Here is a 14,428-nt window from a genome sequence, read left to right as displayed (position 1 = left end):
CCGGGGAGCCCGGCATCCTGTCGACCGTGGGCGCGACCCCCCTCGTCGAACTCGTCAGACTCTTCCCGGACAGCCCCGTCCGCGTCTTCGCGAAGCTGGAGGGGTTCAACCCGGCCGGCAGCATCAAGGACCGGCCCGCCCTGAACATGCTGGGCGACCGCATCCGCCGCGGCGAGCTCGTACCCGGCGAGTCGGTGGTCGTCGAGTCCAGCTCCGGCAACCTCGGCATCGGCCTCGCCCAGGTCTGCCGGTACTACGGGCTGCGCTTCATCTGCGTCGTCGACCCCAGGGCGAACAAGCAGAACATCGACATCATGCGCGCCCTCGGCGCCGAGGTGGAGATGGTGACCGAGCCCGACCGGGAGACCGGCGACTACCTGCCCGCCCGCGTGCGCCGCGTACGCGAGCTGACCCTGACCGTCCCCGGCGCCTACTGGCCCAACCAGTACGGAAACCCCCTCAACGCCCTCGCGCACCGCACCACGATGCGGGAGATCGACGAGGCGCTGCCCGGTGGCCTGGACTACCTGATCTGCTCGGCGAGCTCCTGCGGCACCCTCCGCGGCTGCGCGGACTACATCCGCGCGCACCGCCTCCCCGTGAAGATCGTGGCCGTGGACGCGCTGGGCAGCGCCATCTTCGACCCCGAACCGCCCGCGGTCCCGCGCCTCCTCCCCGGGCACGGGGCCGCGACCCGGCCCCCGCTGCACACACCGGACCTGGCCGACACGGTCGTCCACGTCGGCGACCTGGACTGCGTCATCGGATGCCGCCGGCTGGCGGCGACGGAGGCGATCCTCGCCGGCGGCTCGTCCGGCGCGGTCGTCAGCGCCCTCGACAGCCTGCGCCACGTCATCCCGGACGGCTCGACCTGCGCGATCGTCCTGCCCGACCGAGGCGAGCGCTACCTCAGCACCATCTACAACGACGCCTGGGTCTCCGAGAACTTCGGCCGGGTCCCCCGGCCGCAGGGCCTTCCGGCAGACCTTCCGGCACTCCCGGCACCTTCCGCGATGGAGAAGATCTCATGCTCGTCATAGGCAACCACACCGTCCGCGGCACGCTGGACGGCAAGGAGCACGAGGTGCTCGACGCCGTCCGCGACGCCTACGTCGCCCACGCCGTCGGCGACACCGCCGTACCCCACTCCGTCTTCCTCCGCTTCCCCGCCGACGACACCAACCGGATCATCGGCCTCCCCGCCTACCTGGGCGGTGGCACCCAGGTCGCCGGGATGAAGTGGATCTCCTCCTTCCCCGGCAACGTGGCGTCCGGACTCCAGCGCGCCTCCGCCGCGATCATCCTCAACTCCCTGCGCACCGGGCAGCCCGAGGCGCTGATCGAGGGCTCCACCATCTCCGCCCGCCGCACCGCGGCGAGCGCCGCCCTGGCCGCCCGGACGATGCCGGGCGAGGCCCCCGACACCGGCGTCTCCCTCATCGGCTGCGGAGTCATCAACGCCGAGGTCCTGCGCTTCCTGAAGGTCGTGGCGCCGGAGCTGCGCACCGTCCGCCTCTTCGACCTCGACCGCGCGCGGGCCGAGGCATTCGCCGCGGCCCACGCGACCGGGCTGGCCGTCGAGTTCGCCGAATCGGCCGACGACGCCCTGGGCGCGCACCGCCTCGTCTCCGTCGCCACGACCGCCTCCACCCCGCACACGGGCCTCGGCCACTGCCGGCCCGGCACGCTGGTCCTGCACCTCTCCCTGCGCGATCTCACCCCCGAGGCGATCCTCGGCAGCGTGAACGTCGTGGACGACGCGGACCACGTGTGCCGCGCCTCGACCTCCCTGCACCTCGCGGAACAGCGCGCCGGGAACCGCGACTTCATCACGGCGGCCCTCGGCGACACCCTCGCCACGGGCCGCCCGCACCCCCGCGACCCGCGCGAGGTCACGGTCTTCTCGCCCTTCGGCCTGGGCATCCTGGACCTGGCCCTGGCGAACCTGGTCCGCGAAGCGGCGGAGAAGGAGGGCACGGGGGTCCGCTTGACGGACTTCCTGCCGGAGGCGTAACGGCCGGGCTTCAGCCCGGCCGGCGCTTGAGGCCACCGCGCGGAACGGTGGGCCGGGGGCGTCGCCCCCGGTTCCGGGAAGGGGCGGGGTGGGGGAGAAGGCCCCCACCCGCTACGGCACCCGCACCGGAACCCGCCGAGGCCCCCGCACCAGCAACCCCGGCCGGTACGGCAACCCCGAAGCCTCCGCCGCCAGTTCCAGCCCCGGCAACGCCTCGAACAGCCGGGGCAGCGCCACCGCCCCCTCCAGCCGGGCCAGCCGCGACCCCAGGCAGAAGTGCGGCCCGTGCCCGAACGCCAGGTGCGCCGCGGCCCGCTCGCCCTCGCCGCCTCCCGGGTCCGTCAGGTACCGGTCGGGAAGGAACGCGTCCGGCGAGGGGAAGCGGTCCGGATCGCGGTTAGCCGACGCCAGGACCACCAGCACCGACGCCCCCGCCGGTACGACCGTGCCCTGGCCGAGGTCCACCTCCACCGCCGCGCGCCGCCACGTCGTACCCTCCAGCGGGCTCGCGTGCCGCAGCGCCTCCTCCACCACGGCGGCCCACCGCTCCGGACCGCCGTCCCGCGCGGCCGCCAGCTCGTGGGGGTGGGTGAGCAGCAGCAGCGACGCCGAGGCGAGCAGGTTCATCGTCGTCTCGTAACCGGCGAACAGCAGCAGGAACGCCATGGCGAGCAGCTCACCGTCGTCCAGCCCGCCCTCGTCCGTGTCCCGGACCAGGGCGCTGAAGAGGTCCTCGCCCGGCTCCCGCCGCTTCCGCGCGATCAGTTCGGTGAAGTAGGCGTGCAGGCGCACCCACGCCTCGTCGGCCTCGCCCTCCGCCAGGGCGTCGGCGGGCGACCCCACGCGGTAGGTCCAGGCCCGCAGGTCCGCGCGGTCGGCCTCCGGCACGCCCAGGACCTCACCGATGACGAGCACCGGCAGCGGGAACGCGAAGGCGTCCACGAGGTCGGCGGTGCCGTCCGCCGCCACCCGACCGGCGACCTCCGCGACCAGCTTGTCGGTCAGTTCCTCGATCCGGGGGCGCAGGGCGTCGACCCGGCGCGGGGTGAACGCCGCCGTGGTGAGCCGCCGCAGCCGGGTGTGGTCGGGGGAGTCGGAGTTGAGCATGTGCCGGGCCAGGCACGCGCGGGCCCGCTGCGCCGGGGAGTCGGGCCGCGGCCGGCCGGCGCCGCTCGGCGGCACGTTCGAGAACCGCGCGTCCGCCAGGACCTCCCTGGCCTGCCGGTAGCCGGTGACCAGCCAGGCGTGGGTGCCGTTGGCCAGCGCGACCCGTGCCGCGGGGCGCCCCTCGGCGCGCAGCCGCGCGTAGTAGGGGTACGGGTCGCGAGCGAAGGCGGGGTCGGCGGGGTTCAGGAGATCATGCACGGGCCTCATCCTCGCTTTTTCCGGGCGCCACCACAGGGGGCACCGACGCCAGCGCTGACCCTGCCACGTCTGTTCGATTCCTACAAAGCCCCCCCAGGACCCCCGCGCCCTCCGGCTCGTGGAACCGTCCGGCACCGCCGCGCGTTCTCCCGGGAAGTACGGGCGAGCGGTGGTGGGTGGTGCGGCGATGAGCGATCTGGTGGCCGGCGGGAACCGGGCGATGCCGGACGGCGCGCTCTCCATACGGGTGCCCGGCCCGTTCGATCTGTCGGTGATCGTCACCGGTGAGGACGGCCGGACCGCCGGGGACGGCGACTTCGTCTTCTTCAACCAGCCGGCCGCCCCCGGTGCCCGGCTGCGCGCGGACACCCTCACCGTGGAGCCGGCGCGGCTGCGCCGGGGCGCCGCCAAGGTGACGGTGGTCGTCAGCCCAGCCGAACCCGGCACACCCCTCGCGGCCCTGCCCGTCCCCGTGATGACGGTCACCGGGCCCGGAGGCGGCACGCTGGCCCGGTTCACGCCGCCGCGCCCGACGCGGGAGACCGCCCTGCTGCTCGCCGAGCTGTACCGCCGGGGGACCGGGTGGAAGCTCCGGGCCCTCGGGCAGGGGTACGCGGACGGCCTGGCCGGAGTGGCCCGCGATTTCGGCATCGAGGTCGTGGAGGAGGACGGGGCCGCCCCGCCCGCCGCCGGCGCGCCGGGCGGCCCCGGGCCCGGCGGATCCGTGCCCCACGGACGCACGCCCCGTGTGCCCGCGCCCCGTACGCCCGCGTCCGGCACGCACACGTCCGCCACGCCCGCGTCCGCCACGCCCGCGTCCGCCACGCCCGCGTCCGCCACGCCCGCGTCCGGCACGCCCGCGTCCGCCACGCCCGCGTCCGCCACGCCCGCGTCCGGCACGCACACGTCCGCCACGCCCGCGTCCCACCGCCCCGGCTCCGCCGAAGCGGACGGTCTCCTCGCGCTGGTCAACGCGGAGCGGTCCCGCACCGGCGCCCGGCCCGTCACGGCCGACCCGAGGCTGTCGGCCGCCGCCCGCGCCCATGCCGCGGACATGGCCGCGCACGGCCGCCTGGGGAGGGAGAGCACGGCCGGGACCTCGCTGTTCCAGCGGATCACGGCGGGCGGCTACGCCTATCTCACGCTCGCCGAGCACCTGGTGTCCGGCCCCCGCACCCCTGCCGAGTTCATGGACTACTGCCTGCGCGGCACGGAGCTCCGCACCCCCGTGGGCGACCCGGTGTTCGTCCACCTCGGCGTCGGCCACGCCGTCCACGCGGGGTCGGGGGACGCGTTCTGGACGGTGGTGTGGGCGGAGCCGTTCACCCGGGCCGGCCTGGAGCGGGCGGTGGCCGACGTGCTCGCGCTCACCAACGCCGAGCGGCGGGCGGCCGGCCTGCGCCCGCTCGCCGCCGACGCGCGGCTGGGCACGGCGGCCCAGGCCCACAGCGCCGACATGGCGGGCCGGGGCTTCTACTCCCACACCACCCCGGAAGGGGGCGAGCCCTGGGACAGGGCCGCGGCGGCCGGGGCCGCGCACCGGGGCATCGGCGAGAACATCGCCTGCGGCCAGCGCACGCCCGCCGAGGTCGTCCGGGGCTGGATGGACAGCCCCGGACACCGTGCCAACATCCTCAAACCGGACTTCACCCACCTCGGCGTCGGCTACGCCACCGGGGGCTCCGCCGGCACGTACTGGACCCAGCTCTTCGGGGCCGCCGGATGAGACGGCTCCCGCCGGGCGCGCGCCAAGGTCAGACGACGCGGATGCCCAGGGCGTAGGCGGTGATCGAGGACGGGTCGGACCAGAGATGGTCCTTGGACGCCGCGGCGAAGCTCGGCGTCTGCGAGGTGGCCGGTTCGAGGCGCCACAGCAGATTGCCGGCGCCACGCCAGTGCGCCTCGCCACCGCCGCCCGTCAGCGCGTACCCCGGCGTCACCGAGGCGACGGCGGCCGGGTGCGCGGTCTGGCCGGAGTCGGCGCGGGTGACGGACGACACGACCCGCCCGACCGGGAGATCGCGGCGCAGGGCGATGGCGTACGCCCTGATGTTGGCCGGGTCGGACTGCCCGTGGTCCTTCGACCGGGCCTTCCAGGAGAACTCGGTCGACGGGAACGAGGCCGTGGCGAGGTTCCCCGCGCCGTGCCAGTCCACCCGGAAGCCGCCGCCCACCAGGACGTAGTCGTTCGACGAGGGGATTCCCGCCTCGGCCTCCGGGTGCGGGGCGGTACCGCTGTCCGCGCGGGACACGTAGACGGACCGCAGGAGCTGGGCCCGGCTCAGACCGGCGATCTTGAGACCGATGACGTACGAGGTGAGGGCGTGCGGGTGCGCCTGGAGATGGTCCTTGGAGCTGACGGTCCAGCCCGACAGGTCGTCGGTCGGGTAGGACGCGGTCAGCAGCGCCCCGGGGTTGCCGTCCGTCGCAGTGGCGCCGCCGCCGATGGCGATCATCTCGCCGTCGCCGACGAGGGTGGTCTTGTCGATCCAGTGCGACTGTGGAGGGTTGCCGTGGTGGGAGAAGACGGACACGGTCACACGCCCGGAGGCGTCGTGGAAGGTGTTGAGGGGCGTACCGACGGAGCCGAACGACCGCCGTGGCGACGCCGTGCCCGCCGCGAAGGCAGTCCCGCCGCCGATCGCTCCGACGGCCGCGACGCCCACCGCGGCCGTCGCCGCCCGGAGCACTTCTCTTCTGGATCTCATGGCCTGCCTCTCGTCGAATGCCGCACCATGATGCTTCGTCAGAAGCGGACCTTAGCCCCGGACGAGGGCACTTCAGTACCCCTGGAAATGGCCGTTGGCGGCGGCTCCCCGGGACACCCCGCGGGTACGCCGTCCGCGGTACGGCCGCGGCAGCGCGCCCCGCCGCGCGGAGTCTCTCCGAGGGCAAAGCGGAGCCGGGGGAGGCGCGGTGGACACAGGCGTGCGGCTTCCGTCCGGTCGTTCCCGGGAGCAACGCAAGACCCGGATCGAGTGAGCGGCCACGCCCGGGTGAATCGCACAAGCGCCGCCGGGCGCCCGCCCCCGGGAGCGCGGGCCGCTTGACGCGTCATCGAATTCCCGTGCGGGAAAACGCCCTTCGGTGGCCGTGACTCCCCCGATCGGACGTCGTTTTTCCGATCGCCCGTCCGATCCGGGTCAACGAGGAGGCGCAGTGCATCACCACCACGACCGCCACGCGAACACCACGAGAACGCGATCGTCGTTCGAACAGGGCGGGCCGCTGCCCGCCGCCGCCGGTGCCGAGGCCGCCACCGGGAGGCGCGGATGAGCCGTCCCCCGCGCTACAGGTGCGTGATCGACGTGATGGTCCTGCTGCACCGCGACGACGGCCGCGTGCTGCTGCTCCGCCGCGCCGGTGACGTGTACGCGAGCGGCCTGCTCGCCCCGCCGGGCGGGCACCTCGAAGAGGGTGAGACCGTCGTCGACGGCGCCTTGCGCGAGGTCCGTGAGGAGGTCGGACTGTGCCTCGACCCGGGGGAGTTGGAGTTCTGCCACCTCATCCACCACCACAGCCCCGAGGGGAACGGCCGCCTCGGGGTCGTCTTCACCGCGCAGCGCTGGGACGGCGAGCCGCGCAACCTGGAGCCGGCCAAGTGCGCGGCGCTGGTCTGGGCCGACCCCGCGCGTCCGCCCGCCGACTGCGTGCCGTACACGGCGGCGGTGCTGACCCGGTTCACCTCCGGGGCCCTGCTGTCGACGCACGGCTGGGCGGTGTGAAGGGGCGCGCGAAGGGCCCGCCCGCGCCGTCCCGGCGCCCGTCCGTATCCGTGAGAACCCGTGAGCGACCGCCAGGAGAAGGGAACCCACCCACCATGACCCGCACCGTGACCAGCCGCCCCCGCGGCACCGAGCCCCCGGCCGCGCACGCGGCCATCGGCGTCGGCGTGATCGTCGTCGACCCGCGCGAGCGGATCCTGCTCGGGCACCACCACGCCGGCGTCTGGGAACTGCCCGGCGGTTCGGTCGAGCCGGGGGAGTCCCTCCAGGCGGCGGCCGTGCGCGAGCTCCGCGAGGAGACCTCGCTGACCGCCGCCCCGGCGGACGCCGAGGTGACCGCGCTGCTGCTCGACGACGCCGGTGGCGTCAGCCGTCTGACGGCCGCCGTGCTCGTCACCGCGTACGAGGGCGCCCCGGTCGCCGCCGAGCCCCATCTCGTGGCCCGTTGGCAGTGGTTCCAGCCGGACGCGCTGCCCGGCCCGCTCTTCGTCCCCTCCGCGCAGGCCCTCACGGCGTGGCGGCCGGGACTGGCGATCGACCACCCGCCGGCCCACCGCTACCCGATCGCGTTCTGAGGCGTCTCGCGGGACACGCCAAGGATAAATCGGGGCATTTCACACCAGCCCGTCCGTGCGCGCAGAGACGTACGCACGGTGAACCACAAGCCCTGACTCCCCTTCCGCTTTCCGGACGGCGGGGGATATCTCTGGACGTGTGCGCGCGGCCCGCCGAGCCGGGCGCACACGAAAGGAGCCCACCATGCACGACGACCCGTCAGGCCCGCCCGCGGAAGGGCGCACGGCCCGGGGTACGAACGACTGGTACGTCGACTCCAGGTGCACCAACTGCGACGTCGCCCGCCAGCTCGCCCCCGGACTCATCGAGGAGGTCGGAGGCCGCGCGGAGGTCGTCCGGCAGCCGCGCGACGCCGCGGAGGTCCGGCAGCTGAACGCCGCCGCCCACGCCTGCCACACCCGCTCGATCCGGCCCGGTTCCGGGCGGCTCGACCCCGCGCAGGACCCCTTCCCGCTCGCCCTGGACGACCGTGTCCACCTGTGCGGACACAACTCCACCCACAACGCGGGCGCCAACTCCTACCTGCTGCGGCGCCCGTCCGGCACCATGATGATGATCGACACCCCCCGGTGGAGCACCGCGCTCGCCGCGCGCTACGAGGCGCTGGGGCCCGTCACCGACGTGCTCCTCACCCACTACGACCACGCCGCGCACGGCCGCGCGTACGCCGACCGCTTCGGCGCCCGCCTGTGGATCCACGAGGGGGATCTCGAAGCGGCCCCGGACGCCGACCGCGTGCTGCGCGGGACGGAACCGGCCGTGATCGGAGACGGCGTGCTCGCGTACCCGCTGCCGGGGCACACCCTCGGCAGCGTGCTCTACGTCGCCGACGAGCGCTACTGCTTCAGCGGCGACAGCCTGTACTGGTCCCGCACGACGGCCGATATGGAGGTGGTGGAGAGCGTCACCTGGTACTCGATGGCCGAGCTCAGCGCCTCCCTGCACAGGAACGCAGGCCGGCTGCGCTTCGAATGGCTGCTGCCGGGCCACGGCGACCGCAAGCGGCTCCCCGCCCCCGAGATGGCCCGGCGGCTCAGGGAGCTGACCGCCCGGACCCGGACGATGCCGGAACGGCCCGTCGACTTCACCGCCGTGCGCTGGTGACGCTCGGGCGCCGGGCGTCCCACTCGTGCCGCAGGACGGAGTAGGTCACGACGTCGTGCCAGCGCCCGCCGGTGCGGACCCAGTCGCGCATCCGGCCCTCCTGCGACATGCCCGCCTCGGTGATCGTGCCGTGCGTGACGGGATGGTCGTGGCGGCGCAGCCCCCAGATGCGGTGCAGCCCCAGCCGCTCGAAACCCAGGCCGATCATCAGTCGTAGAGCCTCGCTGCCGTAGCCCCGGGACCACACCTCCGGGACGAGCACGAGTTCGTTGAGCCATCCGGAGAGGTGGTGCGGGGGCTCCAGCGTCATCCCCAGCGTCCCGACCATGGCGGGGTCGTCCGGTGTGGTGACGGCCATCTCGAAGCGGGTACGGGGAGCGTCGAACGCGGTCCGGCGGCGCTCCTCGTACTTCGCGGCGGCCGCCTCGGCGTCCAGGGCGTCGAAGCGCAGATAGCGCGTGACCCGCGGGTCGCCGTACAGGCGGGTGAGCACGGGAAGGTCCTCGGACGTCAACTCCCGGAGGCACAGCCGGTCTCCGGTCACCGTGGCGGGGTACATTCTCGCGGTTTCCTCTGTTTCGACCGGGTGCGCGCCCTCGACCTGCGTACAGTCCGCTGCATGTCTTTGACGGCCCGGCATTTCAGCGACGTGGACAAGGCCCCGAGCCCGGGGGCGTACGAGGCGTACCTGGAGCTGGCCGAGCGCTCCGCGCCCGTCACGGCCCTGCGCGCCCACATCGCCCAACGACTCGGCCGGCCGACGGGACACGGCGTCGATGTCGGATGCGGCACCGGCCACGCGGTCGCCGAACTCCGCGCGGCGGGCCTGGCCGTCGTCGGCGTGGACCGCAGCAACTCCCTGGTGCGGACGGCCCGCACCCGTTTCGCCGGGAGCAGCTATCTCGTCGGTGACGCCATGGCCCTGCCTTTCCCGGACGGGCGCGTCGGCTGGTACCGCGCGGAGCGGCTCCTCATCCACCTCCCCGACGCGGCGCGCGCCCTGGAGGAGGCCCGCCGGGTGCTCCGTCCCGGCGGCCGCATCGCCCTGGCGGATCCGGACTTCGCCACGCTCGCCATCGCCTCCGGCCACACCGCCACGACCGGCCCCGCCGCCGAGGCCTTCGCCGAGGCCCTGGCCGACGGCCGGGCCGGCGCCCGCCATGACGCCCTCCTGGGGCGCGCGGGCTTCACCGACCGCGTCACGAGCACGGTGCCCCTGGTCTTCACGACGTTCGCCGAGGCGTGGCCGCTGCTCGTGGAACCGGCCTGCGCGGCAGCGGTGGCGGCGGGCGCCCTCGACCCGGAGCGGGTGCGCGCCCTGCGCGAGGAGCAGGAGTCCCGCGAGGGGAAGGGGCTGGTGGAGGCGTCCTGCCTGGCGCATGTGACGACGGCGACCCGCGCGTAGCGAGCCCGTAACCGGCGAAACGTCGCGGAAGGAACATCACCTCATCAGGTGGCCCGCCCGGACGGCGGCGGCTTCCCCGCCCGCCGGCCGGTCTACTGGGGTGGCCGGCCGCGCGCGGGGTGCGCGGGGCCCAGTGGACACCTGCCGACAATTGAGGAATGTGATGAGGAAGATCGTCGCCACCGTGCTCGCCGCTCTCGCCATGGGCTCCGCCGTCGCCGTCCCGGCGAGCGCGGCGCCGACCGGGGTCAACTCCCAATGCGGGAAGTACATCTGCGTCATGACGGCCCATCACAACCGGTTCGTCCAGGACATCACCGTCCGGACCACGGACGGCCTGCCCGGGACGCTGCGGTCCTACTGGGGCAACTACCACTCTCCCAAGGTGAACGCGGCGTCCCACAGGTGGGAGGTCGGCTACGAGCAGGCGGGCTCGAAGCTCGTCTGCGGCGGTCTGGAGCGGGACGGCCGCAGCATCGAGGACGGCGTCTGCGTCACCATCTGACCCGGGCGGGGGGCGTGCGCGTACGGTCCGTGCGCGTACGGACCGCCGCGGGTCCGGCCGGTGCCGGCTTCCTCCGCCGTGAGGGACGCGCTCCCGGCCCCGCCGGGGCACCCGTACCAGGGTGCTACCGGTACGGGGGGATATCCCCCCACGGATCGGCCGGGCAGCCGGATGTCCCCGGCCGGGGCGCTCCCGCGATCGTGGATCCCACGGAGAACGTGACGTGCCGTGTCACGTACAGGGAAGGACAGATCGTGCGACGCAAGAGTTCACCGGCCAAGGCCGTCACCGCGGTCATGGCGCTGGCCCTCGCCGGCGGGACCGTACTGACCGCCACCGGTGCCACGGCGGCCCCCGCCGCCCCGCGCCCGGCCACCGACGGCGTCTGGCGCATGGACGGCTACGGCACCGTGCTGGTCCTCGCGGACGGACACCTCCAGGAGTACCAGACCACCGCCGTGAGCTGTATGAAGAGCGACTCGGCCGAGCGGACCGGCACCGGCACCGGACCGGCCGTGTCCTACACCACCGGTGACGGGGTCGTCCTCACGGTGCGCGCCCGGCCGGGCGGTGACCGGGCCACCCTGCACGCGGACGGCGCGGTCGGCGACCGCGAGCTGCGGCGCACGGCGGCGCTCCCCGAGTCCTGCGGGCGCCAGGCGGATCCCAAGGACTCGCTCGCCTCCTTCGACGTCTTCTGGCAGTCCTTCGAGGAGAACTACCCCTTCTTCGCCGCCAAGGGCGTCGACTGGCACAAGGTGCGCGACAGGTACCGCCCGAAGGTGCGCGTCGACACGCCCAAGGACGAACTGTTCACGCTGTTCGGCGAGATGGTTGCGCCGCTGAACGACGCGCACGTCGCCGTCCAGGACGGAAAGAAGATCTTCGCTCGGACACGCCCCGGCACGGAGATGCCCGGCCCGGACCTGGACGAGCGCGCCAAGAAGCACATCCTGGAACGCGACCTCAAGGGGCGGAAGACGCACGAGTTCGCCAACGGCCGGATCACCTACGCCGACCTGCCCGGCGGACAGGGCTATCTGCGCGTCTCCGGATTCGGCGGCTACGCGGCGGAGGGCGCGCCGTACGCCACCCAGCTGGCCGAGCTGGACCGGGCGCTGGACGCGGTGTTCACCCGCGAACGAGTCAAGGACCTGCGCGGTCTGATCATCGATCTGCGGATCAACGGCGGCGGTTCCGACGCCATGGGGCTGCGCATCGCCGGGCGGCTCACCGACACCCCGTACCTCGCCTACTCCAAGCGGGCCCGCAACGACCCCGCCGACGCGACCCGGCACACCCGCCCGCAGCCGCTGTACGTCAACCCGGCGAAGGCGCCCCGGTACACCGGTCCGGTCGCCGTGCTGATCGGCGGCTCCACCGTCAGCGCCGGTGAGACCTTCACCCAGGCCCTCATGGACCGGCCGGGCGGGACGGTCCGGATCGGGCAGCACACACAGGGCGTGTTCTCGGACGTCATGACGCGCGTCCTGCCCGACGGCATGGCCGCCTGGCTGCCCAACGAGGAGTTCCTGAACCGCTCGGGCCGGTCCTACGACGGGCCCGGCATCCCGCCGAGCGCCCGCATGGAGGTGCCGGTCTTCACCGAGGAGGAGTTCGAGGCCGGCCGTGACTCGGCCTTCGACAAGGCCGTGGAGGTGCTGCGGGGCCGGAAGGCATAGCGGCGGAGCCGGTGTTCAGAAGCCGGGCGGAGTCTCCGACCAGACGCAGACCGCCGGGACCGCGCCCGGGTTGTGGTAGCGGTGCGGGGTGGTGGACTCGAAGCTGACGGTGTCGCCGGGCGTCAGGTGGTAGTGGACGCCGTCGACCCAGTAGTCGAGCTCGCCGCTGAGCAGGAGGCCGACCTCCTCGCCCGCGTGGGTGTGGGGGCGGTCCCCGGAGGACGCCCCCGGCGCCACCTCCAGGAGCATCATCTCCAGGCGGCCGACGGGGTCGGGGTTGAGCAGGGTGTAGGTGACGCCCTCCACTCCGGCGCGGGTGAGCTCCACCCGCTGGTCGGGCCGGGTCACCACGCGCCGCTCGCCGTCGATCTCCCGGAAGAGGCGGCTGAGGGAGACGCCCAGGGCGTCGACGATCGTGCGCAGCGTGTTGATGGTGGGGCTGTTGACGTCGCGCTCGACGTTGCTGAGGTAGCTGCGCGACAGGCCGGTCAGCTCGGCGAGCCGCTCCAGGGTGTAGCCCTTCTCCAGGCGCGCGCGGCGGAGGTGCCCGCCGATCCCGGCCTCCCGGCCGGGGGTGGACCGGTGGTCGTCGGTGGTCACCCGGACCCTCTTTCGTCTACGGATTTCGCCTACGGGAATATCTAGTAAAAAAGATGCCGCATCCAGCATAGTGGACGTCCGATGTCGAGGATGCTCTACGCTCCATCCGATATAGAGCACGCGCAGAGCACACGTGAACGTACGTCCGGAGGCCCCATGAACCACGACCCCGTGCTGCCCGAGCTGCGGCTGAACCTGCGCGCGCTGGAACACAACGTGGAGCTCATGGCCGCCTGGTGCCGTGAGCAGGGCGTCGAGCTGGCCCCGCACATCAAGACGACCATGACCCGCCCGATCGTGGAACGGCAGCTGGCCGCCGGCGCCTGGGGCGTCACGGTCGCCACCGTGCGGCAGGCCGGCATCGCCGTGGAGTGGGGGATCCGCCGCGTCCTGATCGCCAACGAGGTGGTGCGCGACGCCGACCTCACCACCCTGCGGCAGTGGCTCGACACCGTGCCGGACCTGGAGCTGTACTGCCTCGTCGACTCCCACGCGGGCCTCGGCCTCGCCCGTTCGGCGCTGCGCGGCGCCGCCAACCCCCTCCGGATCCTGATCGACGTGGGCACACCGGAGGGGCGGACCGGCGTCCGGGAACCCGCGGAGGCCCACGCCCTCGGCGAGGCCGTCGCCGACCCCGACGCCGCACCGGGACTGCTGCTGGCCGGTGTCGCCGGCTACGAGGGCGTCCGCCCCAACCGCCGGGACACGGACACCCTCGCCGACGTCGACGCGCACTGCCGCCGGACGGCCGAGGTCCTCCACGGCCTGGCCCCGCTGATCCGCTCCGGGCGGCCCGTCCTCAGCATGGGCGGCTCCGCGTTCCCCGACCGGGCCGTCGAGGCGTACCGCGAGCTCTCCGCGCGCCCGGACGGCCCGGCACCGGTGTTCGTCCTGCGCTCCGGCTGCTACGTCACCCACGACCACGGCACATACCGGCAGGTGACACCCTTCCCCGGGCTGGAGGGCGCGCTGACCGTCCGCGCGGTCGTCCTCTCCACCCCCGAGCCGGGACGCGCCGTCCTCGGCGCCGGCAAACGCGAATTGCCCTACGACGCCGGCCTGCCCGTCCTCCTCGGCGCCCGTACCCCGGGTGCCCCGTTCCGCGCCACGACCGGCACGGCCGTCCAGATCTTCGACCACCACCTGACGCTCACCGACGCGCACGACCTGCGCGTGGGCGACGAGGTCGACCTCGGGATCTCACACCCGTGCTCGGCCTTCGACAAGTGGCCGGACATCACGGTCGTCGACGAGGAGGGGACGTTCCGGGAGGTGTGGCACCCGCGGTTCCGCTAGCGGGTGCGGTGCGGGTGGGGTGCCGCTGCGCGGGGCTTTGTCCCCTACCCGCCCCTTCCCGAATGTCCTCAAGCGCCGGACGGGCTGAAATCAGCCCGTCCGGCGCTTGAGGACCGGGGTCCGGGGCGGAGCCCCGGTTCGGGAAGGGGCGGGTAG

The 14,428-nt window shown here is 73.9% G+C and carries 14 protein-coding genes; 10 read left to right on the top strand and 4 right to left on the bottom strand.

Annotated features, from left to right (window positions below):
* Positions 1-26: 26 nt before the first annotated feature.
* Together sbnA and sbnB are read left to right on the top strand one after the other, a co-directional pair.
* Positions 27-1,040 (top strand): 2,3-diaminopropionate biosynthesis protein SbnA, encoded by a 1,014-nt coding sequence (gene sbnA, locus LUZ64_RS20110; protein ID WP_233447322.1) that lies wholly within the window; start codon positions 27-29, stop codon positions 1,038-1,040.
* Complete coding sequence (sbnB, locus tag LUZ64_RS20105; protein WP_095584193.1) at positions 1,028-2,014, top strand: 2,3-diaminopropionate biosynthesis protein SbnB; 987 nt, start codon at positions 1,028-1,030, stop codon at positions 2,012-2,014. Before sbnA ends, sbnB begins: the two co-directional genes overlap by 13 nt.
* A 111-nt stretch (positions 2,015-2,125) precedes the next feature.
* Here sbnB and LUZ64_RS37210 read toward each other — a convergent pair whose 3' ends face one another.
* Complete coding sequence (locus LUZ64_RS37210) at positions 2,126-3,379, bottom strand: cytochrome P450 family protein (RefSeq protein ID WP_095584194.1); 1,254 nt, start codon at positions 3,377-3,379, stop codon at positions 2,126-2,128.
* A gap of 187 nt (positions 3,380-3,566) precedes the next feature.
* Here LUZ64_RS37210 and LUZ64_RS20095 point away from each other — a divergent pair, with 187 nt between their 5' ends.
* On the top strand, positions 3,567-5,105 hold the full coding sequence (locus tag LUZ64_RS20095; RefSeq protein ID WP_095584195.1) for a CAP domain-containing protein: 1,539 nt from the start codon (positions 3,567-3,569) through the stop codon (positions 5,103-5,105).
* A gap of 28 nt (positions 5,106-5,133) precedes the next feature.
* On the opposite strand, the gene LUZ64_RS20090 is transcribed toward LUZ64_RS20095, so the two are convergent.
* Positions 5,134-6,087 (bottom strand): hypothetical protein, encoded by a 954-nt coding sequence (locus tag LUZ64_RS20090; protein WP_143593419.1) that lies wholly within the window; start codon positions 6,085-6,087, stop codon positions 5,134-5,136.
* A 564-nt stretch (positions 6,088-6,651) separates the two neighbouring features.
* Here LUZ64_RS20090 and LUZ64_RS20085 point away from each other — a divergent pair.
* From LUZ64_RS20085 to LUZ64_RS20075, 3 genes are all read left to right on the top strand, one after another.
* Complete coding sequence (locus LUZ64_RS20085) at positions 6,652-7,104, top strand: NUDIX hydrolase (RefSeq protein ID WP_095584197.1); 453 nt, start codon at positions 6,652-6,654, stop codon at positions 7,102-7,104.
* A 95-nt stretch (positions 7,105-7,199) separates the two neighbouring features.
* Positions 7,200-7,679, top strand: coding sequence for a nucleotide triphosphate diphosphatase NUDT15 (locus tag LUZ64_RS20080; RefSeq protein WP_095584198.1), 480 nt, complete (start codon positions 7,200-7,202; stop codon positions 7,677-7,679).
* 184 nt (positions 7,680-7,863) lie between these two features.
* Positions 7,864-8,784 carry an MBL fold metallo-hydrolase gene (locus LUZ64_RS20075; RefSeq protein ID WP_095584199.1) on the top strand — a complete coding sequence of 307 codons (921 nt, stop codon included), beginning with the start codon at positions 7,864-7,866 and terminating at the stop codon, positions 8,782-8,784.
* On the opposite strand, the gene LUZ64_RS20070 is transcribed toward LUZ64_RS20075, so the two are convergent.
* On the bottom strand, positions 8,765-9,343 hold the full coding sequence (locus LUZ64_RS20070; RefSeq protein WP_170116909.1) for a GNAT family N-acetyltransferase: 579 nt from the start codon (positions 9,341-9,343) through the stop codon (positions 8,765-8,767). The two genes, LUZ64_RS20075 and LUZ64_RS20070, sit on opposite strands and share 20 nt — an antisense overlap.
* Before the next feature lie 60 nt (positions 9,344-9,403).
* On the opposite strand from LUZ64_RS20070, the gene LUZ64_RS20065 reads away from it, so the two are divergent.
* From LUZ64_RS20065 to LUZ64_RS20055, 3 genes are all read left to right on the top strand, one after another.
* Complete coding sequence (locus LUZ64_RS20065; RefSeq protein WP_095584200.1) at positions 9,404-10,189, top strand: methyltransferase domain-containing protein; 786 nt, start codon at positions 9,404-9,406, stop codon at positions 10,187-10,189.
* Positions 10,190-10,352: 163 nt separating this feature from the next.
* A complete protein-coding gene (locus LUZ64_RS20060; RefSeq protein ID WP_095584201.1) occupies positions 10,353-10,694 on the top strand; it encodes a hypothetical protein in 342 nt (113 codons plus the stop codon).
* A gap of 296 nt (positions 10,695-10,990) precedes the next feature.
* Positions 10,991-12,376, top strand: coding sequence for a S41 family peptidase (locus LUZ64_RS20055; RefSeq protein WP_095584206.1), 1,386 nt, complete (start codon positions 10,991-10,993; stop codon positions 12,374-12,376).
* 15 nt (positions 12,377-12,391) lie between these two features.
* Here LUZ64_RS20055 and LUZ64_RS20050 read toward each other — a convergent pair whose 3' ends face one another.
* Positions 12,392-12,976: a cupin domain-containing protein gene (locus tag LUZ64_RS20050; RefSeq protein WP_170116910.1), complete on the bottom strand. Its 585-nt coding sequence runs from the start codon at positions 12,974-12,976 to the stop codon at positions 12,392-12,394.
* 156 nt (positions 12,977-13,132) lie between these two features.
* Here LUZ64_RS20050 and LUZ64_RS20045 point away from each other — a divergent pair, with 156 nt between their 5' ends.
* The gene (locus tag LUZ64_RS20045; protein ID WP_170116911.1) at positions 13,133-14,272 is read left to right on the top strand and encodes an alanine racemase; all 1,140 of its coding nucleotides are present in this window, start codon (positions 13,133-13,135) and stop codon (positions 14,270-14,272) included.
* Positions 14,273-14,428 lie beyond the last annotated feature (156 nt).

Origin of the sequence: Streptomyces albireticuli (genome assembly GCF_021228125.1) — a bacterium.
In the GTDB taxonomy this organism is placed as follows: Bacteria; Actinomycetota; Actinomycetes; order Streptomycetales; family Streptomycetaceae; genus Streptomyces; species Streptomyces albireticuli.
Note: the sequence above shows the minus strand (reverse complement) of the source record. Positions and strands in the feature narration are given on the sequence as shown.

Bases quoted from the DNA above. Each gene is read 5' to 3' on its own strand.
- sbnB (WP_095584193.1), top strand. From the start codon at position 1,028: ATGCTCGTCATAGGCAACCACACCGTCCGCGGCACGCTGGACGGCAAG.
- LUZ64_RS20095 (WP_095584195.1), top strand. From the start codon at position 3,567: ATGAGCGATCTGGTGGCCGGCGGGAACCGGGCGATGCCGGACGGCGCG.
- LUZ64_RS20090 (WP_143593419.1), bottom strand. From the start codon at position 6,087: ATGAGATCCAGAAGAGAAGTGCTCCGGGCGGCGACGGCCGCGGTGGGC.
- LUZ64_RS20085 (WP_095584197.1), top strand. From the start codon at position 6,652: ATGAGCCGTCCCCCGCGCTACAGGTGCGTGATCGACGTGATGGTCCTG.
- LUZ64_RS20080 (WP_095584198.1), top strand. From the start codon at position 7,200: ATGACCCGCACCGTGACCAGCCGCCCCCGCGGCACCGAGCCCCCGGCC.
- LUZ64_RS20075 (WP_095584199.1), top strand. From the start codon at position 7,864: ATGCACGACGACCCGTCAGGCCCGCCCGCGGAAGGGCGCACGGCCCGG.
- LUZ64_RS20070 (WP_170116909.1), bottom strand. From the start codon at position 9,343: ATGTACCCCGCCACGGTGACCGGAGACCGGCTGTGCCTCCGGGAGTTG.
- LUZ64_RS20065 (WP_095584200.1), top strand. From the start codon at position 9,404: ATGTCTTTGACGGCCCGGCATTTCAGCGACGTGGACAAGGCCCCGAGC.
- LUZ64_RS20060 (WP_095584201.1), top strand. From the start codon at position 10,353: ATGAGGAAGATCGTCGCCACCGTGCTCGCCGCTCTCGCCATGGGCTCC.
- LUZ64_RS20055 (WP_095584206.1), top strand. From the start codon at position 10,991: ATGGCGCTGGCCCTCGCCGGCGGGACCGTACTGACCGCCACCGGTGCC.
- LUZ64_RS20045 (WP_170116911.1), top strand. From the start codon at position 13,133: ATGAACCACGACCCCGTGCTGCCCGAGCTGCGGCTGAACCTGCGCGCG.